The following is a 22,331-nucleotide window of genomic DNA, read 5'->3' as shown; positions in this document are numbered from 1 at the left end:
TTAATGTATTACGAGCAAAAAAATAGTTTGATTCGAAAAGAACTGAGACAAATCAAAAAACTTCAAATACCTAAAAGGGAATTTGATATTTTTTCGGCTACAACTAGCTTGAGCGCCCAGCCATCGAGGTCGCGGTTGGTCCCTTCCAACGTGTGCAATTTATCTTGATCTAAGCGCGAGTAGGGAAAGGCATAGCCAACAGCTACACTTGCCCTCGACTCTAATCAATTTATAAAGGTTCAATTACTTAATAGGCTACTTCCATTATTCGAAGAAATTTCTACTTCTGTCCTAGCCTTATTCAGAATAATGAATGTTGACATGATATTGTTGATATAGTAATATTCTAATAGTAATTTAATATTAAAACCTCACGTGACTTGTGAGGTAGAGGCGCGATGCTTAATAGTTTTTCATGGAGTTTAGAGCAAAACCATGATATGAAAAATGAGGAAATGTCGCCGAAGTGTGAATGTAGGCTCTCTACTTCATGCTGGGTCTGCAGTGAATAATTGCAGGACTGTCTCAGATGGAGATCCCAACCATCTGAGGTGAGCTATCTCAGGTAGGGAACGTAAGAGGATTTGGGCTAAAATACTAGCGACCTAAGTCTATCTTAGGTCGCTTTTTTCGTTAATTGGCTCAAAAAATGGAGAAGGAGAGAGCGAAATGTCAAAAAAACTTAAAATTTTAATGACTACATTGCTAGCTGTTTTATTACTAGCAGCATGTGGTAAATCTGATGAAGGTACATCAACATCATCCTCAACCTCTGAATCAAAGGAAAGTGATGTATTAAAAGTAGGTTTAGAAGCTGGTTATGCTCCATTCAACTGGACTCAACAAGATGATTCAAACGGTGCTGTAAAAATTGAAGGTTCACAAGAGTATGCAGGCGGTTATGATGTCGAAATCGCTAAACGCGTTGCAGATGCTTTAGGTAAAGAACTAGTAATTGTAAAAACTGAATGGGATGGATTACTTCCAGCATTACAATCTGGTGTAATTGACGCGATTATTGCAGGAATGAGCCCAACAGACGAACGTAAAGAAGTAATCGATTTCTCGGATAACTATTATACAAGTCAATTTGTTATTGTAACAAAAACTGGCGGTGAATATGCTGAAGCTAAAACTCTGGAAGACTTCGCTGGAGCAAAAATCACTTCACAATTAAATACAACAAACTATGCAGTAATCGATCAAATTCCTGATGTTCAAAAAGAAGTGGCGATGGAAAGTTTCTCTCACATGCGTGTTGCTTTAGAATCAGGTGCAATTGATGGGTATGTAGCTGAACGACCTGAGGCGGTTTCGGCTTCTACAGCAAATGAAAACTTTACTTATATCGAATTAGAAGAAGGATTCAAAACGGAAGAAGCGGATACATCTGTCGCTATTGGTCTTAAAAAAGGCGATAAAAATATAGATCAAATTAACGAAACATTAAATGCAATTACTGAAGAAGAACGTCAACAAATTATGGATGAAGCAATTGCAAACCAACCGGCTGCACAATAGGAAAGAGATAAGTACTGGTCACTCTTGTGACCAGTTTATCCTTTTTCTATTACTATTTTATTCACTTTTATAGGTGAGTAAAGACTAGTAGAGGTTAAGGTTTTCCAAATTATTTAGGAGGATATTTATGAGTTTAGATATTATACTCTCAATATTAAAAGAGAATTGGCCAAGTTATTTACAGGGTGCATATATAACGTTATTAATTGCAGTTTTTAGTACAATTATTGGTGCTCTTATCGGATTATTAATCGGTGTCGTGCATACGATCCCTCTTCGTAAGAAATCTCTTAAAGCTGTTATACTAAAGATTATTAATTTCATATTAACAGTTTATGTTGAAATCTTCCGTGGTACACCAATGATTGTACAAGCAATGGTTGTTTTCTATGGATTATACGCTTATGGAATAGAAATGGATCGTTTTGTTGCAGCGGTTGTTGTTGTTGGTTTAAATACAGGTGCATATATGGCTGAATATGTTCGTGGAGGTATTGTCTCCATCGATAAAGGGCAGTATGAAGCAGCTGCAGCTATTGGCATGGGTCATTTCCAAACGATGGTACATGTTATTTTACCGCAAGTATTCCGTAATATTTTACCAGCTACCGGGAACCAGCTGATTATGAATATTAAAGACTCGGCTGTATTAAGTGTAATTAGTGTAACGGAATTATTCTTTACAACAAAATCAATTGCGGGAGCTAACTTCCGTTTTGCAGAATCCTTTATCATCACTTGTATCATCTACCTAATAATGACTTTCATTGCCTCACGAATTTTACGTATAATCGAGAAGAAAATGGATGGGCAAGATGCATACCAAGTGCAAACTAAAAAAGAAGAACCAATTCTTTAATGGCGTAAGGAGATAATATGATGGAAAAAGTTATTGATATAAAACATCTAAATAAATCATTTGGTAGCCATGAAGTTTTAAGAGATGTAAACTTCACTGTAAATAAGGGTGAGGTTGTATGCTTAATAGGTTCTTCCGGATCAGGGAAATCAACTTTGTTGCGTTGCATCAACCTCCTTGAAACACCAAGTGGCGGGGAAATTATATATAATGGTGAAAATATTTTAAATGATAAACATGATATTAAACAATATCGTACACATTTAGGTATGGTATTCCAACAATTCAACTTATTTAATAACCATAATGTATTAAAAAATTGTATTGTTGGTCAAAAGAAGGTATTAAAACGTTCTAAAGAAGAAGCAAAAGCAAATGCATTAAAGTATTTACAAATCGTTGGAATGGATCAATATGTAAATGCTAAACCACGCCAATTATCGGGTGGTCAAAAGCAACGTGTTGCCATTGCCCGTGCACTTGCAATGGACCCTGAAGTAATGTTATTTGATGAGCCAACTTCTGCACTAGATCCCGAGATGGTTGGGGAAGTACTAAAAGTAATGCGCCAATTAGCTGATGAAGGCCATACAATGCTTATTGTAACCCACGAAATGGAATTCGCGCGTGAAGTATCCGATCGTGTTGTTTTTATGGATAAAGGGGTTATTGTTGAAGAAGGCTCACCAGAACAAGTTCTGGTAAACCCGAAACAAGAAAGAACGAAAGAGTTTTTAAAACGAACATTAAAACAATAAAAATAAAAGATAAATTCCTGAGAATTCTCAGAAATTTATCTTTTTTTGTATAATCAATATTCCACTGAATTCATTATTTAGTAGAAATTCAATCTCACTCCCATAAAAGATTTCAACTTCTCGAATTCCATTCAGAAACGATAATAAAAATAATTGCAAAAACAATTGCAACAATGAAAAACCACATCGGAACTCCGCCAAAACCGCCAAAGTGCAAAATGAATCACCTCATATTTAATTTACCATTAAAAACAATTTTCCTCAATAAAGTTAGAAAACTTCCACAAATGAGTGGAAATGAGATACAATAAAGGCTAGAATAAAAACCATATGAGGATCAGTTTTAAAGTGAGGTTAAGAAGAAATGTTAAACTTAAAATGGAAAGATGCACCTACAATCCGAAAAGTAACATGTACACATACAAATGCTGAGAAATATCTAGTATCAAATGTGTTAACAGCTGGCAAAGAATATGAAGTGAAAAATGAAACAGAAGAATTCATCTTTGTCATTGACAATACAGGTAATGTTGGCGGTTACTACAAAGATTATTTTGAATGATGAAAAAGTAAAGCACCAAAGTTTCAGGTAAGTGAAACTTTGGTGCTTTTATCCTGTTAATGAAGAAGAACGGCATCGATCAATAGTAAAAATATTTTATGGTTGATGAAAGGTTATCTACAGTAAGCTAATGATTTGAGAGCTATTATCACTGTCAATCCGGATGGTAACTTTTATTTCTTGTCGCTTTCAATGATTATTGCTTCAATTGAGGCTTGTTGTTCGTTGCTCATGGCTTGTACTCTTAGTGCTTCTTCGATGGAATCGATTAATTCTAATTGTGTTTGCTTGAATAAGTCGATTTCGCTATGTGAAATTGCTTTTTGTTTACTTCGATCCTTAGAAGTGGTTTGAAGCATCTTTGCATTCTTTTGCAGCATTTTTTCAGATGTATCCATTAGTCGGCGGGTTGTTTGACTTGCTCTTCTCTGATTATTCATATTCATAAGCATCGAAATTTGTGTTTGCCATAATGGGATTGTAGTCATGACTGAACTTTGAATCTTTTCAATTAATATTTGGTTTGTTTGTTGAATCATTCGAATTTGTGGAGCGGTCTGTATCGCTATTTCTCTTGAAATTTGAAGATCATATAACCGTTTATCCAGCCACTCGATCGATTTTTGCAAATCGTTTAATCGCTGTTTATCTAATGGGTCATTAGAATGAACTAACGACTTTTCTAATTTTGGCAGATGGTTGGTATATAAATCCTTCTTCTTCATTTCAGCGGCAGCAATATACACATTTAGATTATGATAATATTCTTCATTTAATTGATATAACTCATTTAACATCTTCATATCCATAAGTAGGCCTTTTTGAGAATGCTGTAACTGAATACTAAGGCGGTCTATTTGTTTACTTAAACGATTATACTGGCTCATCATTTCCTGGATTGATGATTTTGAGCGATTAAATAGTTTTTGAAGAAAGCCTCTCTCTTTTTCTATCAAATCATCAGGGTTTATTTTATCTAAATGCTCCATCAGTTTATGTAAAATTTCTCTGATAGGGGATGTATCATTTCGCTGTACTCGTATAAGCATATTATGAGTAAAGTTTTTTAATGAATATTGAATTTCAGAGCCGAATTGCAAAACATTTTCGTATTGAGATACATCTAATTTGCTTGCTGTTAATAGAGCGCGAGATTGTCCTTCTTCATTAAGAGAAGTGAATACAGGTGTGTCAGTAGTATACTGACTGTTGTCAAATGAATGTAAAAAAGAGCCCTCATTATTTGAAAACTCTTCAAATGGATGATCTGGGCTCTTTTTACTTTTCATTATTTACCACCTCTTAAATCAATTTGTTGAAGTTTTTTAGCATTTTCTAGTTTGACGAAATCTAATTCCATTCTTAAGCTCTCTAAGTCAGATTCAATTGCACATTTTAAATCATTCTCCATAGTGCCATGTAGCCCTTTTAATGTTTTACGTGTATCTTCCAGTGCTAAGTGAATTTCTGTATCCTTCACTTGAGTTTGACTTAACATTGTATAGGTTTGTGTTAACTGAACAGCAGATGGTAAATGTGAATAGAAGAAATCCTCTACTGAATAAAATTTTTGCGGGTTATTCTGAACAATGTTTACAAGTCTTTTCGATAATTTCATCATTTCATTTAATAATTTGAAAGAACGAACTGATCGAACTCGAATATATTGTTGGGAAAGGGAATTAATATGAGCCTTAGCTTGTTTGATCTGTGCTTCGATATGTTTATATTCAGAGCGAGATAATCCAAGCTCTTTACTTCGTTTCGATTTTTGGAAAGCTTTGATCACTTTATTGCTAATGAAATAACCAGCAAATGATAAAATCGGCACGAAAATAAAGTCAATATCTAAATTAACAACTGATAAAATAAACACTGAAATACCTATTAAAAAGTTAAGTGCATGTCGTATGATGAAATTTGCAGCACCAAGCATATCCGTACCTCCTTAATTTCTATACTTGTATTACGATAGAATTGATGAAAAAGTTTCAAAAGCAACCGTTTTTTTTATGTTAAATATAAAATTAGCCTATAGTTTTACTTTATATAAATAGATAAAAGAAAACAAGCATCTTGATATAATTTTCAACTTCTATTAGTATAACCTAAATAGAAATCTTTTTTATCTATAAGAAGATTGATGAAGGTGTTTTCCAACATTTTTTCCGCTCCTTCTTCGCAACTCAAGGTTAAAAAATAGACATACTAGTAACATTTCCATTAAAATACATAATAATAGAAGGAAAGGATCGAAATTAGTGTGTATCAAATCATCTATATGAAAGCAGACTATGAACCATGGTGGAAGTTTGAAGGTTGGGAGTCAAATATTATAAGTACATCAGAATTTGAGACAGAAAAGGAATTTCAAGAAAATCTTCAGGAAACTTTATTGGATTTTCGTCAAAAATTTGAACATGAAGCATCGAAAGAGGATAAATACTATGCATTCTGGACAGAAGAGGAACGTGAGTATTGTGAGGCATGTGAGGATGATATCCAAATCTTTCATGGAATAATTGTCGATAATCTGATAGAAAATAAAAAATGAAGCAGTCAATTAACAGAAATAAGTGAATATTAGAAAAAAGTCATTGACAAATTGTCATAAGATGGTATAATTTAAATAACAATAAAATTGCTGGACCGGGTACAAATTGATTCACATATTACAAAGAGTGATCGGTGTAAAGTCGGTACTCTTCGTAATATGTGAATTTTTATTACGGTAAAACAATCACATATTGTTAATATTTATATTTTTTGGAGGTTATCTTAAATGAAACAAGGTACAGTAAAATGGTTTAACTCAGAAAAAGGTTTTGGATTCATCGAAGTTGAAGGTGAAAACGACGTATTCGTACACTTCTCAGCTATTCAAGGTGAAGGTTTCAAAACTCTTGACGAAGGTCAAAAAGTGGAATTCGAGGTTGTTGATGGAAACCGCGGACCACAAGCTGCTAACGTTGTAAAACTTTAATTAGTACTAATTAAATTTAAAATCGTTATTTAGAGACATCCCTAGGAAGAGGGATGTCTCTTTTACTTTGTGTAAAGTATGACCTTGAATCATTCAGGTTACTCAATGGAGTAGGATCTTTTTCCTTCAAGATATTCCTTTAAATTATAATTTACTGTAATATTATTATGTAAACTAAAAGGGCGTTAACAAAATCCGCAAACTTTAAAGTTTGCGGATTGAAATAAATTTATTTTTTAATTCTTTGAGCTTCTTTCCACTCTAAGAACTCATCGTATGTTAGTTGTTTATCAAGGATTGAACCGTCCTCTTGAATTTCTATGACACGGTTTGCAATTGTTTGGATAAATTGGTGGTCATGAGATGTGAAAATCATCGCACCTTTAAAGCGAATTAAACCTTCATTTAGTGCTTGAATTGATTCTAAGTCTAGATGGTTTGTAGGCTCATCTAATAATAATACATTGGAATTAGAAAGCATCATCTTAGATAACATACAGCGAACTTTTTCTCCACCTGATAGAACAGAAGGGGATTTCTTCACTTCTTCACCAGAGAATAACATGCGCCCTAGGAAGCCACGTAAGAAGCTTTCTGTTTCATCTTCAGGCGAATATTGACGAAGCCATTCAACTAATGATTTTTCTGAACCTGTGAAATACTTGTCATGATCATTTTCGAAATAACTTTGAGATGTTGTAACACCCCATTTGAATGAACCGCTATCTGCTTGGCGTTGGTCCATTAAGATATCCATCAAAGCAGTTTTAGCTATTGGGTTTCCAAGTAAAACAATTTTATCTTCTTTATTCATCATAAAGCGCACATCTTTAAATAATACTTCACCTTCCTGTGAAGCAGATAAGCCATCAAGGGTTAAAACGTCATTTCCAATATCACGGCCAATTTGGAAGTTAATGAATGGATACTTGCGGCTAGAAGGTTTGATATCGTCCAGTTCGATTTTATCCAACATTTTTTTACGAGAAGTAGCTTGACTAGATTTAGAAGCATTTGCAGAGAAGCGGGCAACGAATGCTTGCAGCTCTTTAATTTTCTCTTCTTTTTTCTTATTTTGGTCTTGCGCCATTTTAAGAGCTAATTGGCTTGACTCATACCAGAAATCATAGTTACCAACATAAATTTGGATTTTAGAGAAGTCTAAATCCGCAATATGCGTACACACTTTGTTTAAGAAGTGACGGTCATGGGATACAACAATTACCGTGTTTTCAAAGTTAATTAAAAACTCTTCCAACCATTTAATGGCTTGTAGATCTAAGTGGTTGGTAGGCTCATCGAGTAATAGCACGTCAGGCTTGCCAAATAAAGCTTGAGCTAATAAAACTTTTACTTTATCTGAACCTTCTAAATCTGCCATCTGTACGTAGTGAAGCTCGTCACCAATTCCTAAACCGTTAAGTAATGTTGCAGCTTCCGATTCTGCTTCCCACCCGTTTAGGTCTGCAAATTCACCTTCTAATTCTGCGGCACGCATGCCGTCTTCATCAGAGAACTCTTCTTTCATGTAAATCGCGTCTTTTTCAGCTTTTACTTCCCAAAGACGTTTATTCCCCATAACAACAGTATCAAGTACATTATATTCGTCGTATTCAAAGTGGTTTTGTTTTAAAACGGATAAACGTTCATCTTTCCCCATTGATACGTGACCTTCTTGGGGCTCAATATCCCCGGATAGGATTTTTAGGAAAGTGGATTTTCCGGCACCATTCGCACCAATAAGTCCATAACAGTTCCCCGGTGTGAATTTAATATTTACGTCTTCAAACAGTTTGCGATCGCCATAACGAAGACCTACATTGCTAACTTGAATCATGTAAGCTCCTCCTTTTTATATTCAGTTAATGAAATTGTTTCAAAAATCTCTTTTGTACACAATATTTCTATTATAGCATGGAGGGGATACAAAAGCTACAAATCACTGGTATTACCTGTGATGAATGTGAATTGAATAATTCATTTGATTCCCCATTTTTTCTTTTGCATTATTTCTAGTATAATAAGGGAACTACTTAAATAGAGAGGTAGACTATGATACAAACAGCTCAACAGATTTTAAAACAATATTTTGGATACGAAAGTTTCCGCTCGGGTCAACAGCAAGTAATCGAGAATGTGCTAAATAATCGAGATACACTCTGTGTTATGCCAACTGGCGGTGGGAAATCCCTTTGCTACCAGGTACCTGCTTTATGTGTAGAGGGCACAACTGTTGTCATTTCGCCCCTAATTTCCTTGATGAAGGATCAGGTGGATCTTCTTCATTCGAATGGGGTACAGGCAGCTTATATCAATAGTTCATTAACTTATAGTCAAATCAACGAAACAATGGAAAATGTAAGAAATGGCTTTGTGAAGCTTTTGTATCTTGCTCCTGAACGTTTGGAAAATGAACTGTTTCGAAACGAGCTTTCACAATTGAATGTCCCTTTGGTTGCCATTGACGAAGCACATTGTATTTCCCAATGGGGACATGATTTTAGACCAAGTTACCGATCGATTTCTTCACTTGTTTCTCTTTGGGCGAAAAAGCCGACCGTGATCGCCTTAACTGCAACAGCAACACCTACTGTTAGTGAAGATATCTGCTCTTTATTACAAATCAATGAAAAAGATAGTTTTATCACTGGTTTTTCCAGGGAAAATCTTTCATTTAAGGTACTGATAGGGGAAAATAGGGAACAGTACATTAAAAAATATGTAAAAAACAACTCAAATGAAGTGGGAATTATTTATGCGGCCACAAGAAAATCAGTAGAAGCAGTCTATGAGTTATTATTAAAAAACGGCGTAAGGGTTGCAAAGTATCATGGCGGTATGGGAGAAACTGAAAGGACTCAGGAACAAAATCGCTTCTTACAAGATGAAGTACAAGTAATGGTAGCAACAAATGCTTTTGGTATGGGTATTAACAAGACGAACGTACGTTTTGTTATTCACTATCAAATGCCTCGTAATATGGAAAGCTATTATCAGGAAGCAGGAAGAGCGGGACGAGACGGATTACCAAGTGAATGTATCCTGCTTTATAGTTCCTCAGATGAGCAGACACAACGTTTCCTCATAGATCAAGCTCAGGATCGTACAAGAATACCGCTGGAATTAGGGAAACTGCAAAGTATGGTCGATTACTGTCATACAGAAAATTGTTTACAATCATACATAGTTCAGTATTTTGGAGAATCGATTGCTTCTGATTGTGAGCAATGTAGTAATTGTATCGACGGGCGCCCTAAGATGGATGTTACCGAAGACGCACAAAAAGTATTATCCTGCGTTTTTCGAATGGGGCAAAAATTTGGTAAAACGATGACTGCCCAAGTGTTGGCAGGATCTCGCAATAAAAAAATTGAAGGATTTAGATATTTATCTACATTTGGCATATTAAAATCAATGACAGCAAAAGAGATATCGAGTTTTATCGAATTTCTTATTTCGGAGAAAGTATTGTTGGTTCAACCAGGACAATTTCCTACCATCTATATTTCGGATGAAGGGAAGGATGTTCTTTTAGGGAAGAAGAGGGTATTGCGCCGGACGAAACTTGAAGAAGCAGCTGTTAAAAGGGACGATCCATTATTTGAACATTTACGTGCTGTTCGAAAAGAACTAGCTGAACAAGAAGGTGTTCCACCATTTGTTGTATTTTCCGATAAGACATTAAAGGAAATGTGTGAGAAAAAACCGATGGACGAACAAATGTTCCTGGATGTGAGTGGGGTAGGCCAAAATAAGCTTGAACGTTATGGGTCAACATTCCTTGCGGCGATAAAAGAGTTTGTCTAGCAATAATCACCAGCTTTGTATAGTACGATCTCTATAAATTGTCACTAGATTATAAAAGGCGACAAAATCCAACGAAGGATTTGTCGCCTTTTGTTATTTCATCTTATTGCCCGTGAAATGATTAGGCTGCTTTTATTTCCAATGAGCGTTAATAAACTCATCTCGACCTGATTTTTCGCGGTCTTCTTTGTAATGGGCTTCTTCTTTTTTATAGTAATCTTGATGATAATCTTCTGCTTCATAGAATGTGCTGGCCTGTAAAATCTGAGTAACAATCGGTTTTTTAAAACGTCCACTTTCAGCTAATTGCTTTTTTGATTTTTCGGCAATTTGTTGTTGCTCGTCTGTATGATATAAAATAGCAGTTTTATAGGATTCCCCACGGTCATGGAATTGCCCGCCATCATCAGTAGGATCTATTTGCATCCAATAGATTTCCAATAATTTTTCGTAAGGGAAAATGCTGGAATCGAATTCGATTTGAACGACTTCTAAATGTCCACTGTTTCCTTCCTTTACTTGTTCATATGTAGGGTTTTCTACAACTCCACCCATATAGCCAGAAGTTACTTTATGTATACCGTCCCATTCCACGAAAGGTTTTACCATACACCAGAAACATCCACCTGCAAATGTTGCTTTTTCCATATTTTTACGCCTCCAATGCTTAAAATAAATAGTATTGTATCATGATAAAGTTAACCAAACAAATTATTACATGTATTTATTGGTTATTTCAAGCTTCTTGTCTACTTGCGTAGTATAATAATGGAAAAATGAACCTTTCTATCATTCCAATCGTCTCGTAATTGAATTTTCAAAGGGGAGAATCAAGATGGAAGAATATCCAAGAGAAGAGAAACGACAGACTCGAAACAAAAAACGAAAATTACGAAAAGGAAGACTGTTTTTTACTCTATTATTACTAGGACTAATAGGAATCGGTATATACTCTTATATCCAATATCAAAATGGACGGCAACTTGCATCAGAAACGAAATTACCGAAGGCGGAATTTGAGGCGGATGAGGAACACGAAACAACAAAAAATTACTTGATCGTAGGAGTTGATAGTAGAGGTGAGGAGGAGTCCCGTTCAGATACGATGATGTTGCTTTCATGGAACCAAGATACAAACGACTTGAAACTAGTTTCGTTTATGAGAGATATTTATGCCGATATCCCGGACTATAAATCTTATAAATTAAATACTGCCTACTATCTAGGAGGTGTACAGCTGTTAAAAGATACATTAAATACTATGTTTGATGTCCCGATACATCATTACGCATTAATCGATTTTAAAAGTTTTGAATCTTTGATTGATATTTTAGCACCAAACGGCATTGAAATAGACGTAGAGAAAGATATGTCAGCCTTCATTGGTGTTTCTCTGTCAAAAGGTGAACAACAACTGAATGGCCAAGAACTTCTGGGGTATGCACGTTTCCGTCATGATGAAGATGGTGATTTTGGTCGAGTAGAACGTCAGCAAAAGGTCATTGATGCTTTAAAGGATGAACTTTTATCACCGTCAAATCTGGACAATCTTCCTAAATTAATCGGTGCGGCACAGGGCTACATTACGACTGATTTAACAACTGCCGATGAAATTAAAACAGTGCTGTCTCTTGCTGTTGGTGGAAAAGTTGAAATCGAAAAAATGACTATACCGGTAGAAGGCAGCTATAGCTATCAATCATACAGCCACGCCGGGGAAGTAATCGAAATTGATCTTGATGCCAACAAACAACAGCTACGGGACTTTTTACAGCTGGAAGGGGAATAAATTCTTTAAATGCCTTCGATTGTTTCCATACGCTTTATAAAAATCACAACCGATGGCAGTAGTTACACTTTATGAAAAAACATTTTACATGTAAAATAAAAACAAGTTATAAATTCATAGTTTGACGAGGTGGTTTTTTGGAAAGAGAAAAGGGTTATGAGGATCGATTATCAAGGGAGAGGACATCATTTTTTCAAACAAGATTTATCCGGTTTCTAGGTGGAAAAAATCTTCTGTTTTTACTCATTGCTTTACTATTGGCAGGTTGTATTATTTTTGTATTCGATAAAGTCGATTTTATCTTTTACCCTCTTCAAGTTTTGTTTGAGGTAGTCATCTTGCCTGGAGTATTAGCAATCATCGGTTACTACCTGTTAAGACCATTTGTTCGCTTGGCGGATAAAAGTGGGAAGGGGAAAGTCCCTCGCAGCCTTGTAATTTTAATACTCTATGTCATCGTAGCAGCACTCATGACATTACTTTCGCTTCTTGTTTATCCATTTTTACGCGATCAATTTACAAACTTAGTAGAAGAATTTCCGAATTACTTTATGCAGTTCGTCCAAACAACGGTTACATTCTTAAATAACTCTAGTTTTGATGAATTGCTTACGAGATTTAATTTTGATTATGAGAAGATTTTATCAGATGTTACAGATGATTTAGTCACTACTATGAGAGATACCGTTACCAATATTGCTTCTTCAGTTGCAACAGGTATCACTGGTTTTGTTTCTACTTTAACAGGTATTTTACTTTCCCTTGTAACAGTACCTTTCATTTTGTTTTATTTACTTTATGAAGGTGAAAAATTACCAAAATTCATTTTACGAATTTTCCCACCACGTGCAAGAAATGAAGTAGGACAAGTAATGAAAGAAATGGATAAACAAGTTAGTTCTTACATACTTGGACAAATTTTAGTGTCAATCTGTATCGGTGTCATGATGACGATCGGGTTTTTAATAATCGGACTGGACTATGCCTTCTTATTGGGAATATTGGCAATGGTAACAAGTGTGGTTCCATACTTAGGACCCGTTATTGCCATAACTCCAGCACTTGTGATAGCAATTGTTGACTCTCCATTTATGTTAATACAATTAATAATTGTTTGGACGATTGTTCAATTAGTTGAAGGGAAGTTCATTACACCAAATATTATGGGGAAATCTCTATCAGTACACCCGATCACAATCATATTTGTCTTATTGACATTTGGGTCACTATTTGGTGTCGCCGGGGTCATTCTAGGTATACCCGGTTATGCATTATTAAAGGTACTAGTCAGTCATTTGTTTAGTCTAGTGAAAAGAAGATATAATCGCTATGAGCGTGACATCGAAAATAAATATGATATATAAAAGCTACTAAGAAAAGGATGTCTCAAAGTTCTAAGAGACATCCTTTTAATTTTGTTGACAACTTGTCACGAACTAACTTACTCTTATCGAGCTTCATAGGATGTGGAATCTTCTAAGTTATAGGGACAAGCTTTTTAATCGACGCACTGCTTCTTGTAATCGTTCTGCATTTTGAACTAGGGCTAGACGGACAAATCCTTCACCTTCAGTGCCGAATGCTGTTCCTGGCACCATCAGAACGCCCGTTTGCTCGATTACTTTATAAGCAAAGGATACACTATCGATATTATATGGGTACTTTGCCCATACAAACATACCTCCACTAGATGGTGCTACTTCCCATCCAAGTTCTTGAAGACCGTGCATTAGCGTGGCATGACGTTTAGCAAATGTACGGCGCAAAGGAGCAGTTATTTCTTCGGCATGGTCCAGAGCAAGCGCTGCTGTTTTCTGGATCGGATCAAAGATTCCAAAGTCTAAATTGGATTTTAATTGTTTGATAATCGCAATCATCTCGGCATTTCCTGCAATATACGCAACTCGTGCTCCTGCTAAACTAAAACTTTTTGAAAGTGAGTTGATTTCCAATCCTACCTCTTTTGCACCTGGTACAGCCAGGAAGCTGATCGGTGCATCACCAGTAAAGTAGAATTCAGAGTATGCTGCATCATGCAACACAATAATATTATATTTCTTGGCAAATTCAACTACTTCTAAAAAGTATTCAATCGAAGGAGACATAGGAACAGGATTTCCTGGCATATTTAATATTAGTAATTTTGCTTTTTCTGCGATGTCTTCCGGTATGGCTTTTAAATCTGGTAAAAACCCATTCATTTCATCTAGTGGTATGTAATAAGGTACTGCTCCAGCCAAAGTGATTCCTGCAGCATAAGCAACATATCCTGGGTTTGTTGTTAATACGTAATCGCCCGGATCGCAAAAGGCAAGAGGTAAGTGAACTAAACCTTCCTGTGAACCGATTGTTTGGACGATTTCAGTTTCAGAATCCAACTTAACTTTGTTAACCCGTAAATAATATCTTGCCACAGCTTGATTGAATTCGTTTGAACCTGTTAATGTATAGCCATAGGAAAAAGGCTGTTTACTTAATTCAGACATGGATTGAAGCAACATATCATGTGGAGGGATATCAGGACTACCTAAACTCAAATCAATTAGGTTAATTCCGTTTTTTTCCTCTTGTTGTTTTGCATAGCTTTTTAAATTACTAAAAATTGCGGGTTCAAATAAAGACATTTTCTTTGATGCGATCACATTCAAGGTGGAACACTCCTTTTACACTATAAAAATATAAATCACATTTTATCATAGAGATAATACTATTTCGCTATTAAATCAGAAAAAATGAAATAAATAGTAATTTATAGAGAGATATTCAGGATTTCGGAAGCTCTATACCTAATAACTTGCGGCAAAAGTATTTAAGAATAGATTCATCATGTACACTTATAATAACAACTAGGAGTGGATTTAATGATCATACATTCTTTGAGTGGACCGAGTGGGACTGGTAAAAGTACAAGTGCCATTCAATTTGCACATGAAAACCAAATTGATGCCATTATTGATGATGGTTTATTGATCTTAAATGGAGAAAAGGTAGCTGGTACATCAGCTAAATTTGAAAAGAATACAATAACAGCTGTCCGTAGAGCAATATTTCAAGATGAACAACATAAACAGCAAGTAATGGATGCCTTAGAAAAGTACCAAGTGCAAGCAGTACTCATTATAGGGACTTCGGATAAAATGACGAAAAAAATAGCAAAGCGGCTACAGCTTGAGCCAATCAGTTATTTTCACCATATAGAAGAAATCCGGTCAACAAGGGAAATATTAATGGCGAAATTCATCAGAACTACACAAGGAAAACATGTAATGCCTATTCCTTATAAACAAGTTGAACAAAATTTTTTCAAGCGGTTTATTTATCGAGGTTTTGATATTTTTTCACAGAGTAAGGTAAAGTTAGGAGAAACCACAATTGTTCAGCCTGATTTTCATCAGCACGTAATTGATATTTCAAAAAATGTATATGTTGATTTAACAAAATATATAATTAGCCAGTACAAGGTGATTGCAAAAATTGATGCAATTCACTTTGTTATGAAAGATTATCGACAAATACTCTATTTAACCGTTTTTCTTGCTTCACCAGTAAATTATGATGTGATGGAGAAAATGCGTGGTTTACAGCAATTAATTTCTGAACAATTCTTGCGTCATTTTGAATTTGAACCATCGTCAATTGAAATAAGGCTTAAGGGAATATTGGAGAAATAATTGAAAAGAAGGAAGGCTGCCAAAGAATCTTATTGGCAGCCCTTTTTAGCTTTTTATTTGCGAGAAAATATAGGCTTGCGTTTCTCAACAAATGCCCGGACACCTTCAGGAAAATCATTTTGATCTACAAATGGTGCAGATGTTTGCCATAACACGGGTGAAGAGTCTAAACATTCTTGAACAGAGCGCTTTACTGCTAGTAAGGAAGAAGGGGACATACCCGCAACAAGCTTACCCATTCGAAAGGCAAATTTATTTATATCTTTCTGAGAAACCAAATAATTTAACATACCGGCTTTAAATGCTTCTTCAGCTTTATACATACGTCCCGTGAAGACGAAATCCTTTGTAGCAGATGGACCGACTAAGTCAACGAGTCGCTTGGCAAATTTATTATTAATTGTAATACCAAGTTTTCCTACAGGAATCCCCATACGAGCTTTATCAGAGCCAATACGTATATCACAAGCAAGTGCTAATTCTAGCCCTGCGCCCATTGCTGGTCCATTAATGACACCAATTACGGGAAGTGGTAATCTTTCTATCGTAGATATGGTTTTTTCCATATGAACAAACGCCTCTTCTGCTTCTTCTAATGAAATCGAATTGAACTCTTTTATATCTGAACCTGCCGTGAAATTTTCGCCAGATCCACGTAAAATTAATACTTTATTTTTAGGGTTATCAAGAGTTTGTGAAGCGATCTTCGCTAGTTGAGTCCACATATTTGCTGTTAAAGCATTCTTTAGTTGTGGACGGTGAATCGTTATAATGGCGAGTCCGGCGGTTTCTTGATAAATAATCTTAGCATCCTCTTCAAGCATTCTTGTAGTACGTACTTGCATTAGAACAGCCCCCTTATTTTGTTATTCACATTATAAACTACATTAACTTTCACTCGCATTAAATTGAATATATTCAAGAAAAATGCCGCTCAAAAATTAAAATAGTCAGTTTGCTATTAATCTCGCAACAATATTTTATTTTAAATAATAGAGATTAGCTTTGATATAATTTAACCTTGAATTCAAAACTTAAAACTGAACTGTTTGCATATTATCCGACACTTATATTATTATAACAAGATAATCCACGCATTATCCCTTTTCTAAAATCAAAATTAATTTACGCATAGTATATAAGGAGATGTTACTAAATGGATGAACTTGCAGCTTATTTTAAAGGATATTTAGAAAACTTACAAAAGTCTCCACATACCATTAAGCAATACGGTATTGATACAAAGCAATTTTTAAATTTTATGAAAGATAATCATTTTACCTTTGGCGATACTTTAAGCAAATGTATTACTGCTTATAATGAATATCTAGAAGAAAGGTACTCATCTGCTGCTAGTACTAATCGTAAAAGGGCATCGTTACAGCATTTTTTAACTTTTTTGGAACAACGGAATATCGTATCCGACATACCGGAAAGTTTATTGAAACCAATACAGATGGAAAACAAGATGATTCAGACTTTATCAAAAGATCAAATAAAATCAGTTTCGAGTTATTGGTTTGAAGTATATAATACGGCTTTGGATATTGAATATAGATGGATTGCTATGAGGAATTTCTGTTTAGTGAATTTGATGCTGGAAATTGGGTTGAAACCTTCTGAGATGATTAGGTTGAAGTGGTCTTCGTTTAAGGAAAAAGAAATTGCCATTATTCAAAATAAAAGAGCAAGAAAACTTCCCTTATCTGAGACCATTCTTAATTGGCTTGAGTTATTTCGGTATGAAACGGAAGAAATAATACCTTATAGTAAAGCGGGAGAATTTGTATGGCTAGGTCTTGGTAATAAACAAAATGAGCCCATTACTGTGAAAACGATTGAACGTATTTTTCAAACAATGTCTCAAAAACTAAAGTTTAAAATAACAGCAACTATTGTTAGATATACACTTATTAATTCAGAAGTTAAAAAAAACCAGGAGGATCAGCTCCAAGAATTATTTATCCGTTATGGTTATTCACGTAAGAGTGTTTTAATGGATCGAGTTAAACGACTTAACTTGAATGAGTAGGGACAATATTGTAGCATATACTTTTTCCACCATAGTAAAACCCCTAATCTATGCTTGCGTAATAGAGTAGGGGCACTATTTATTCGTAATTTACTTTATAGTCTTCTGATTTTACCCATTTAAGCTTCGTTTCAAATAATTTTATAAATAATAGATTCAAGATTATAGGTAGACCAATAAATAATGTTAGTGAAATGATTATACTTTCCATTTGCCATCCTACAATATCCAGATATTTAAGGGGGCCGACGAATCCAGCTAATCCGAATCCGGCGCTATATGGAGTACCTTCAATATGGAATACACCAGCCAGACCACCTAAAATAGCAGCTGTTAAAATCATCGGTAAAGCAATTTGGGGTTTCATAAGGAAATTACGCATTTGAATTTTAGCCGATGCTACGTGTGCAAGAGCCGTACCGAAATTGTTCATGCGATAACTTGCGATACACATGCCGATCCCCGATGCACAAACTCCAAGGTTAGCTGCACCAGCACCAATTCCAGAAAGCATAATTACTGTTGCAACCCCAATTGTCGAGACAGGTGAAATAATTAGTATCGAGAAGATCATTGCTATCAATGCACCCATTAGCACTGGTTGGAGATCTGTTAAGTACATAATTCCATTACCAATTAATAATGAACTATTTTTAATATAAGGAAGAATAGCAAGTCCAATCAAACCTGGAATGAATATTGTTAAAGCAGGCATTGCAAGTAGCGTCCAGTCTTTTAATTTTGTTCCTAAAAATTGAACAAATAAAATGGCAAGTGCAGTTGTTAACCCGATATTAATAACGGTACCAATTCCAGCCATTGTTATGGAGCCATCTTCCATGACTGTTGTTACACCACTACCGATAAAAGCAGCTAAACCTACTGAACACGTTTGAATTGGCGTTAATTTAAACTGTATCCCTGCCATAACCCCAATGACAACTGGAAGTAAACTCATCACAATAACGGAAGCATTTAAAACGGTTTCGAAAAACGGGATATAGGGAATGATTAGTTTTAATATTTCTCCGACTAGAGCATTTGGAATTAAACAAACAACAATTCCTAAACTCATACCAGTTAATAACTTACTGAAAAAATCTTTCATCATAAACAAATCCTCTCTAAGATGTTGTGTTTTATTTAACATCATGCTGTAATGTAAGGTTTATTATATATGTTGAGAAGATTAATTCAATACTAAATTTTCAGACTTTTTGTTATCTGATAAATTAAATCCATTATAGAGAATGGAAACGTTTTTATAGAGAATATAGATTTATAAATAAAATTAACAATACACCATGAATAAATTGTTTTTATAATAATAACCTTCTAAAAAGTTCCCTTAATTCTCAATTATTGGCGAAAAACGATTTTATCTCTTATAGTTAATAGTGTCCCTATAAATAAATGAGGTTCCAATAAGCAGGATTTTTGAAAGGAAGATGATTAATGCTAAAGGAAACAGTATTTGAACAATTAAAAACTGCTATGAAAGAAAAGAATGTTCTAGCTAAAGGAGTACTTACACTTTTAAAATCTGCATTAGATACAGCTGAAAAAGAAAAAGGTACACCATTAACAAAAGAAGATGAGATAGCAATTGTTAATCGTGAAATTAAACAGACAAACCAATCCCTAGATGGTGCAAAACAAGCCAATCGGGAGGATTTAATTGAAAAGGAGGAAGCAAAGCTTACACTATTGAAAAGCTTCTTGCCAAAACAATTATCAGAAGAAGAACTTGTTACTGTATTAAAAGATGCAGGAATTGGTCAAGGAATGAACATGGGGGATGCAATGAAAATTGCAAAACCGTTACTTACTGGAAAAGCAGATGGAGCAACAATCTCTAAAGTTGTAAAAAGTTTAATTTCCTAAGTAGTTAATCAAAACTCACGTTGATACGTGGGTTTCAGACTGTTGACAAGCGTTATCAAGACAGTCTGGGTAACTTTTTTTATTTAGAAATGATTAAAAATACGTGAGACAAAGTCCTGATTTGACTTTGTCTCACGTTTTTCTATAAAGGAAAATTTGATATTAGTTAAGCAAAGGGAATAGTTGAATGTATATTCAGACAACTTGTTGACATAAAATAAATCTTGTACTATATTAATAAATATAAAAATAAACTGTTATATAACAAAGGTGTTGGAGAAGGAGTGAAGATGATGTCAGTGTATCGCGATGGATATGATTATTACAAACAAGCATGTCAGCAATATGGATTAGAGCCAATTAATTTTGCCTATTTTCTATTAAGCTTATCTAAAGAACAACTGGATGCTTTTAATGAAAGTGCCGAAGTAAAAAGGGGGCATGATCTTGATAGCTGATGGAGATGCAGGAATTGTTCAATAACAATCTTACTTGAACTCGGTATCAAGTAAGGTTGTTTTTATTTATTTTGAAAACGAGACTTTTTTACTAACTATAACTACATAATATGTAATGTTATATATACATTTTTCGACATTTCCACTATTAACTTACCAATTTTAAATGTATAATAATCTTATAATACTAAAAAATATTTATTTTGGAGCATTTCAGTTAATTTGCAACGGAGGAACTTCATGAAAAATAATCATATTCAGTCAACAGATACCTCACTCATGGAGCATACATATGAAGAATTAAGGAATATGAAAGCAGCGATTGATGAAGCGGTTATACTTGCGGTAACAGATTCCAAGGGAACAATAACAGCTGTCAATGAACGGTTCTGCGAAATCTCAAAATATAGCCGGGCAGAATTAATTGGACAGAATCATCGTATTTTAAATTCTAAATTTCATTCAAATGATTTTTTTAAAACGATGTGGAAAACAATCGGTAGTGGTCATACATGGAATGGCGAAATCTGTAATCGAGCAAAAGACGGCTCAATTTACTGGGTACAGACAACAATCGTTCCTTTTTTAAATGAAAAAGGGAAGCCTTATCAATATATTTCAATCCGAACAGACATAACTGAACAAAAAAATATACATGTGATTACTCACTTTGCAAATCATGATGTATTAACAGGGTTGCCTAACCGTAGATGCCTAGCGCAAAGATTAAATTTGCTGGTTGAACAAAGTAAAGAAAAACACTTGAAATTTGCAGTTTTCTTTATAGACATAAATCGATTCAGACACATCAATGATGCACTTGGCCACAACGTTGGAGACTTATTTTTAGTTGAAGTTGCGCAAAGGTTTCGCTCCATTGACAGGACAGGAGACTCCTTTTATCGATTAAATGGAGACGAATTTGTTTTTTTACTTGAAGATATTAATCTATTGTCTGAAAAGGCTGCGAAACTAATGGATATATTTAATAAACCTTTTATTTTTAATAATCATGAATTTTACTCAACAATTAGTATCGGAATCAGTCTTTTCCCGGAACATGGTTATGACGTTGATCATTTACTGGTTAATGCTGATTTAGCCATGTACGCTGCGAAAAAAAGAAAAGGAAATCAATATGAGATTTTCGAAAATAGGATACAAGGCAAAAATGACCACGTCCTAATATTTGAAACGAAACTTCGAAATGCTATTAAAGACGATCTGCTAGAGATTCATTATCAACCTAAAATGGATGTAAAAACAGAACAATTAATTGGGATGGAAGCACTTTTACGATGGAGAGATGAGGAATTGGGACAAATTCCACCGAATGAATTTATACCCTTTGCTGAAGAGTGTGGGTTAATCAGTGATATTGGAGAATGGGTCTTGAAAACGACGGCACTTCAAATTAAACAGTGGGAAAAACAGTTCTCATATAATTTAAGAGTAGCAGTTAATATTTCTCCATTACATTTTAAAGAACTCCATTTTGTAGCTCGTCTTGTTGAAATACTTAAAGAGACAAAGGTAAAGCCAGAGCATCTGGAAATTGAAATTACTGAAATGAGCATGATGGATTATAATGATGATTTAATAAACAAAATTCAGGAAGTAAAAAAACTAGGTATAACTGTAGCTATCGATGATTTTGGAACGGGGTATAGTTCCTTGGGCTACCTGAAAGAATTTCCTGTAGATACGCTTAAAATAGATCGATCTTTCATCGTCAACATTAGAGAAGGAGAATCAGGAATCGCTATGGTTGCGGCAATTATTGCTTTAGCCCATGCTTTAAAATTAAAAGTAGTAGCTGAAGGTGTAGAAACAAATGAGGAAATGGAAATCCTAAAACAATATAACTGTGAGTATGTACAAGGATATTACTTCAGCAAACCTTTAAACGTGACGGATATTACTACCCAGATGCAAAATCAATCAATTAAAATAAAAAATAAAGTGTAAGCGCTCTATTTAGCACTGACTAGCTGCATACAGTTCTGA

The 22,331-nt window shown here is 34.7% G+C and carries 21 protein-coding genes and 1 riboswitch; of the genes, 14 read left to right on the top strand and 7 right to left on the bottom strand.

Features of this window, described 5'->3' with window-relative positions; all coding sequences use genetic code 11:
- Positions 1-380 precede the first annotated feature (380 nt).
- Positions 381-567, top strand: a riboswitch (Lysine riboswitch).
- Positions 568-669: 102 nt separating this feature from the next.
- From ACFQU5_RS14630 to ACFQU5_RS14615, 4 genes are all read left to right on the top strand, one after another.
- On the top strand, positions 670-1,521 hold the full coding sequence (locus tag ACFQU5_RS14630) for a transporter substrate-binding domain-containing protein (RefSeq protein ID WP_390289100.1): 852 nt from the start codon (positions 670-672) through the stop codon (positions 1,519-1,521).
- Between the two features lie 127 nt (positions 1,522-1,648).
- Entirely contained in the window at positions 1,649-2,380 is a 732-nt protein-coding gene (locus ACFQU5_RS14625; RefSeq protein ID WP_390289097.1) for an amino acid ABC transporter permease, read from the top strand.
- A 20-nt stretch (positions 2,381-2,400) separates the two neighbouring features.
- On the top strand, positions 2,401-3,138 hold the full coding sequence (locus ACFQU5_RS14620) for an amino acid ABC transporter ATP-binding protein (RefSeq protein ID WP_390289094.1): 738 nt from the start codon (positions 2,401-2,403) through the stop codon (positions 3,136-3,138).
- Positions 3,139-3,502: 364 nt separating this feature from the next.
- Positions 3,503-3,700, top strand: coding sequence for a DUF6501 family protein (locus ACFQU5_RS14615; RefSeq protein WP_390289091.1), 198 nt, complete (start codon positions 3,503-3,505; stop codon positions 3,698-3,700).
- A gap of 173 nt (positions 3,701-3,873) precedes the next feature.
- Here the strand turns inward: ACFQU5_RS14615 and ACFQU5_RS14610 are convergent, their stop codons facing one another.
- Positions 3,874-4,989, bottom strand: a complete 1,116-nt coding sequence (locus ACFQU5_RS14610; protein WP_390289088.1) for a toxic anion resistance protein — start codon at positions 4,987-4,989, stop codon at positions 3,874-3,876.
- Complete coding sequence (locus ACFQU5_RS14605) at positions 4,989-5,636, bottom strand: 5-bromo-4-chloroindolyl phosphate hydrolysis family protein (RefSeq protein ID WP_390289085.1); 648 nt, start codon at positions 5,634-5,636, stop codon at positions 4,989-4,991. Before ACFQU5_RS14605 ends, ACFQU5_RS14610 begins: the two co-directional genes overlap by 1 nt.
- Positions 5,637-5,963: 327 nt before the next feature.
- On the opposite strand from ACFQU5_RS14605, the gene ACFQU5_RS14600 reads away from it, so the two are divergent.
- On the top strand, positions 5,964-6,254 hold the full coding sequence (locus ACFQU5_RS14600) for a DUF1033 family protein (RefSeq protein ID WP_390289083.1): 291 nt from the start codon (positions 5,964-5,966) through the stop codon (positions 6,252-6,254).
- Between the two features lie 228 nt (positions 6,255-6,482).
- Positions 6,483-6,683, top strand: a complete 201-nt coding sequence (locus tag ACFQU5_RS14595) for a cold-shock protein (RefSeq protein ID WP_036179813.1) — start codon at positions 6,483-6,485, stop codon at positions 6,681-6,683.
- A 229-nt stretch (positions 6,684-6,912) separates the two neighbouring features.
- Here the strand turns inward: ACFQU5_RS14595 and ACFQU5_RS14590 are convergent, their stop codons facing one another.
- Complete coding sequence (locus ACFQU5_RS14590) at positions 6,913-8,520, bottom strand: ABC-F family ATP-binding cassette domain-containing protein (RefSeq protein WP_390289079.1); 1,608 nt, start codon at positions 8,518-8,520, stop codon at positions 6,913-6,915.
- A 215-nt stretch (positions 8,521-8,735) separates the two neighbouring features.
- Here ACFQU5_RS14590 and recQ point away from each other — a divergent pair, with 215 nt between their 5' ends.
- Positions 8,736-10,490: a DNA helicase RecQ gene (gene recQ / locus ACFQU5_RS14585; RefSeq protein ID WP_390289076.1), complete on the top strand. Its 1,755-nt coding sequence runs from the start codon at positions 8,736-8,738 to the stop codon at positions 10,488-10,490.
- 132 nt (positions 10,491-10,622) lie between these two features.
- Here the strand turns inward: recQ and msrA are convergent, their stop codons facing one another.
- Positions 10,623-11,138, bottom strand: coding sequence for a peptide-methionine (S)-S-oxide reductase MsrA (gene msrA, locus ACFQU5_RS14580; protein ID WP_390289074.1), 516 nt, complete (start codon positions 11,136-11,138; stop codon positions 10,623-10,625).
- A 187-nt stretch (positions 11,139-11,325) separates the two neighbouring features.
- Between msrA and ACFQU5_RS14575 the strand changes: the two genes are divergently transcribed.
- Both ACFQU5_RS14575 and ACFQU5_RS14570 read left to right on the top strand, forming a co-directional pair.
- The gene (locus ACFQU5_RS14575; protein WP_390289071.1) at positions 11,326-12,279 is read left to right on the top strand and encodes an LCP family protein; all 954 of its coding nucleotides are present in this window, start codon (positions 11,326-11,328) and stop codon (positions 12,277-12,279) included.
- Positions 12,280-12,416: 137 nt separating this feature from the next.
- On the top strand, positions 12,417-13,643 hold the full coding sequence (locus ACFQU5_RS14570) for an AI-2E family transporter (protein ID WP_390289068.1): 1,227 nt from the start codon (positions 12,417-12,419) through the stop codon (positions 13,641-13,643).
- Between the two features lie 117 nt (positions 13,644-13,760).
- On the opposite strand, the gene ACFQU5_RS14565 is transcribed toward ACFQU5_RS14570, so the two are convergent.
- Positions 13,761-14,927: an aminotransferase class I/II-fold pyridoxal phosphate-dependent enzyme gene (locus ACFQU5_RS14565; protein WP_390289065.1), complete on the bottom strand. Its 1,167-nt coding sequence runs from the start codon at positions 14,925-14,927 to the stop codon at positions 13,761-13,763.
- 213 nt (positions 14,928-15,140) lie between these two features.
- Here ACFQU5_RS14565 and ACFQU5_RS14560 point away from each other — a divergent pair, with 213 nt between their 5' ends.
- A complete protein-coding gene (locus ACFQU5_RS14560) occupies positions 15,141-15,950 on the top strand; it encodes an ATP-binding protein (RefSeq protein WP_390289062.1) in 810 nt (269 codons plus the stop codon).
- A 53-nt stretch (positions 15,951-16,003) separates the two neighbouring features.
- Here the strand turns inward: ACFQU5_RS14560 and ACFQU5_RS14555 are convergent, their stop codons facing one another.
- Positions 16,004-16,795 (bottom strand): enoyl-CoA hydratase/isomerase family protein, encoded by a 792-nt coding sequence (locus ACFQU5_RS14555; protein ID WP_390289059.1) that lies wholly within the window; start codon positions 16,793-16,795, stop codon positions 16,004-16,006.
- Between the two features lie 311 nt (positions 16,796-17,106).
- On the opposite strand from ACFQU5_RS14555, the gene ACFQU5_RS14550 reads away from it, so the two are divergent.
- Entirely contained in the window at positions 17,107-17,982 is an 876-nt protein-coding gene (locus ACFQU5_RS14550; protein ID WP_390289056.1) for a tyrosine-type recombinase/integrase, read from the top strand.
- Positions 17,983-18,061: 79 nt separating this feature from the next.
- Here ACFQU5_RS14550 and ACFQU5_RS14545 read toward each other — a convergent pair whose 3' ends face one another.
- The gene (locus tag ACFQU5_RS14545; RefSeq protein ID WP_390289375.1) at positions 18,062-19,090 is read right to left on the bottom strand and encodes a PTS sugar transporter subunit IIC; all 1,029 of its coding nucleotides are present in this window, start codon (positions 19,088-19,090) and stop codon (positions 18,062-18,064) included.
- Positions 19,091-19,437: 347 nt separating this feature from the next.
- Between ACFQU5_RS14545 and ACFQU5_RS14540 the strand changes: the two genes are divergently transcribed.
- From ACFQU5_RS14540 to ACFQU5_RS14530, 3 genes are all read left to right on the top strand, one after another.
- Positions 19,438-19,866, top strand: coding sequence for a GatB/YqeY domain-containing protein (locus tag ACFQU5_RS14540; RefSeq protein ID WP_390289053.1), 429 nt, complete (start codon positions 19,438-19,440; stop codon positions 19,864-19,866).
- A 293-nt stretch (positions 19,867-20,159) separates the two neighbouring features.
- Positions 20,160-20,324: a transcriptional regulator gene (locus tag ACFQU5_RS14535; RefSeq protein ID WP_390289050.1), complete on the top strand. Its 165-nt coding sequence runs from the start codon at positions 20,160-20,162 to the stop codon at positions 20,322-20,324.
- 240 nt (positions 20,325-20,564) lie between these two features.
- Positions 20,565-22,292 carry a sensor domain-containing protein gene (locus ACFQU5_RS14530; protein ID WP_390289048.1) on the top strand — a complete coding sequence of 576 codons (1,728 nt, stop codon included), beginning with the start codon at positions 20,565-20,567 and terminating at the stop codon, positions 22,290-22,292.
- Positions 22,293-22,331 lie beyond the last annotated feature (39 nt).

It is taken from the genome of Ureibacillus sp. GCM10028918 (assembly GCF_042666115.1).
In the GTDB taxonomy this organism is placed as follows: domain Bacteria; phylum Bacillota; class Bacilli; order Bacillales_A; family Planococcaceae; genus Ureibacillus.
Note: the sequence above shows the minus strand (reverse complement) of the source record. Positions and strands in the feature narration are given on the sequence as shown.

Excerpts from the sequence above, each read along its gene's own strand:
- ACFQU5_RS14630 (WP_390289100.1), top strand. The coding sequence starts at position 670 with ATGTCAAAAAAACTTAAAATTTTAATGACTACATTGCTAGCTGTTTTA.
- ACFQU5_RS14625 (WP_390289097.1), top strand. The coding sequence starts at position 1,649 with ATGAGTTTAGATATTATACTCTCAATATTAAAAGAGAATTGGCCAAGT.
- ACFQU5_RS14620 (WP_390289094.1), top strand. The coding sequence starts at position 2,401 with ATGGAAAAAGTTATTGATATAAAACATCTAAATAAATCATTTGGTAGC.
- ACFQU5_RS14615 (WP_390289091.1), top strand. The coding sequence starts at position 3,503 with ATGTTAAACTTAAAATGGAAAGATGCACCTACAATCCGAAAAGTAACA.
- ACFQU5_RS14610 (WP_390289088.1), bottom strand. The coding sequence starts at position 4,989 with ATGAAAAGTAAAAAGAGCCCAGATCATCCATTTGAAGAGTTTTCAAAT.
- ACFQU5_RS14605 (WP_390289085.1), bottom strand. The coding sequence starts at position 5,636 with ATGCTTGGTGCTGCAAATTTCATCATACGACATGCACTTAACTTTTTA.
- ACFQU5_RS14595 (WP_036179813.1), top strand. The coding sequence starts at position 6,483 with ATGAAACAAGGTACAGTAAAATGGTTTAACTCAGAAAAAGGTTTTGGA.
- ACFQU5_RS14590 (WP_390289079.1), bottom strand. The coding sequence starts at position 8,520 with ATGATTCAAGTTAGCAATGTAGGTCTTCGTTATGGCGATCGCAAACTG.
- recQ (WP_390289076.1), top strand. The coding sequence starts at position 8,736 with ATGATACAAACAGCTCAACAGATTTTAAAACAATATTTTGGATACGAA.
- msrA (WP_390289074.1), bottom strand. The coding sequence starts at position 11,138 with ATGGAAAAAGCAACATTTGCAGGTGGATGTTTCTGGTGTATGGTAAAA.
- ACFQU5_RS14575 (WP_390289071.1), top strand. The coding sequence starts at position 11,326 with ATGGAAGAATATCCAAGAGAAGAGAAACGACAGACTCGAAACAAAAAA.
- ACFQU5_RS14560 (WP_390289062.1), top strand. The coding sequence starts at position 15,141 with ATGATCATACATTCTTTGAGTGGACCGAGTGGGACTGGTAAAAGTACA.
- ACFQU5_RS14555 (WP_390289059.1), bottom strand. The coding sequence starts at position 16,795 with ATGCAAGTACGTACTACAAGAATGCTTGAAGAGGATGCTAAGATTATT.
- ACFQU5_RS14550 (WP_390289056.1), top strand. The coding sequence starts at position 17,107 with ATGGATGAACTTGCAGCTTATTTTAAAGGATATTTAGAAAACTTACAA.
- ACFQU5_RS14545 (WP_390289375.1), bottom strand. The coding sequence starts at position 19,090 with ATGAAAGATTTTTTCAGTAAGTTATTAACTGGTATGAGTTTAGGAATT.
- ACFQU5_RS14540 (WP_390289053.1), top strand. The coding sequence starts at position 19,438 with ATGCTAAAGGAAACAGTATTTGAACAATTAAAAACTGCTATGAAAGAA.
- ACFQU5_RS14535 (WP_390289050.1), top strand. The coding sequence starts at position 20,160 with ATGTCAGTGTATCGCGATGGATATGATTATTACAAACAAGCATGTCAG.
- ACFQU5_RS14530 (WP_390289048.1), top strand. The coding sequence starts at position 20,565 with ATGAAAAATAATCATATTCAGTCAACAGATACCTCACTCATGGAGCAT.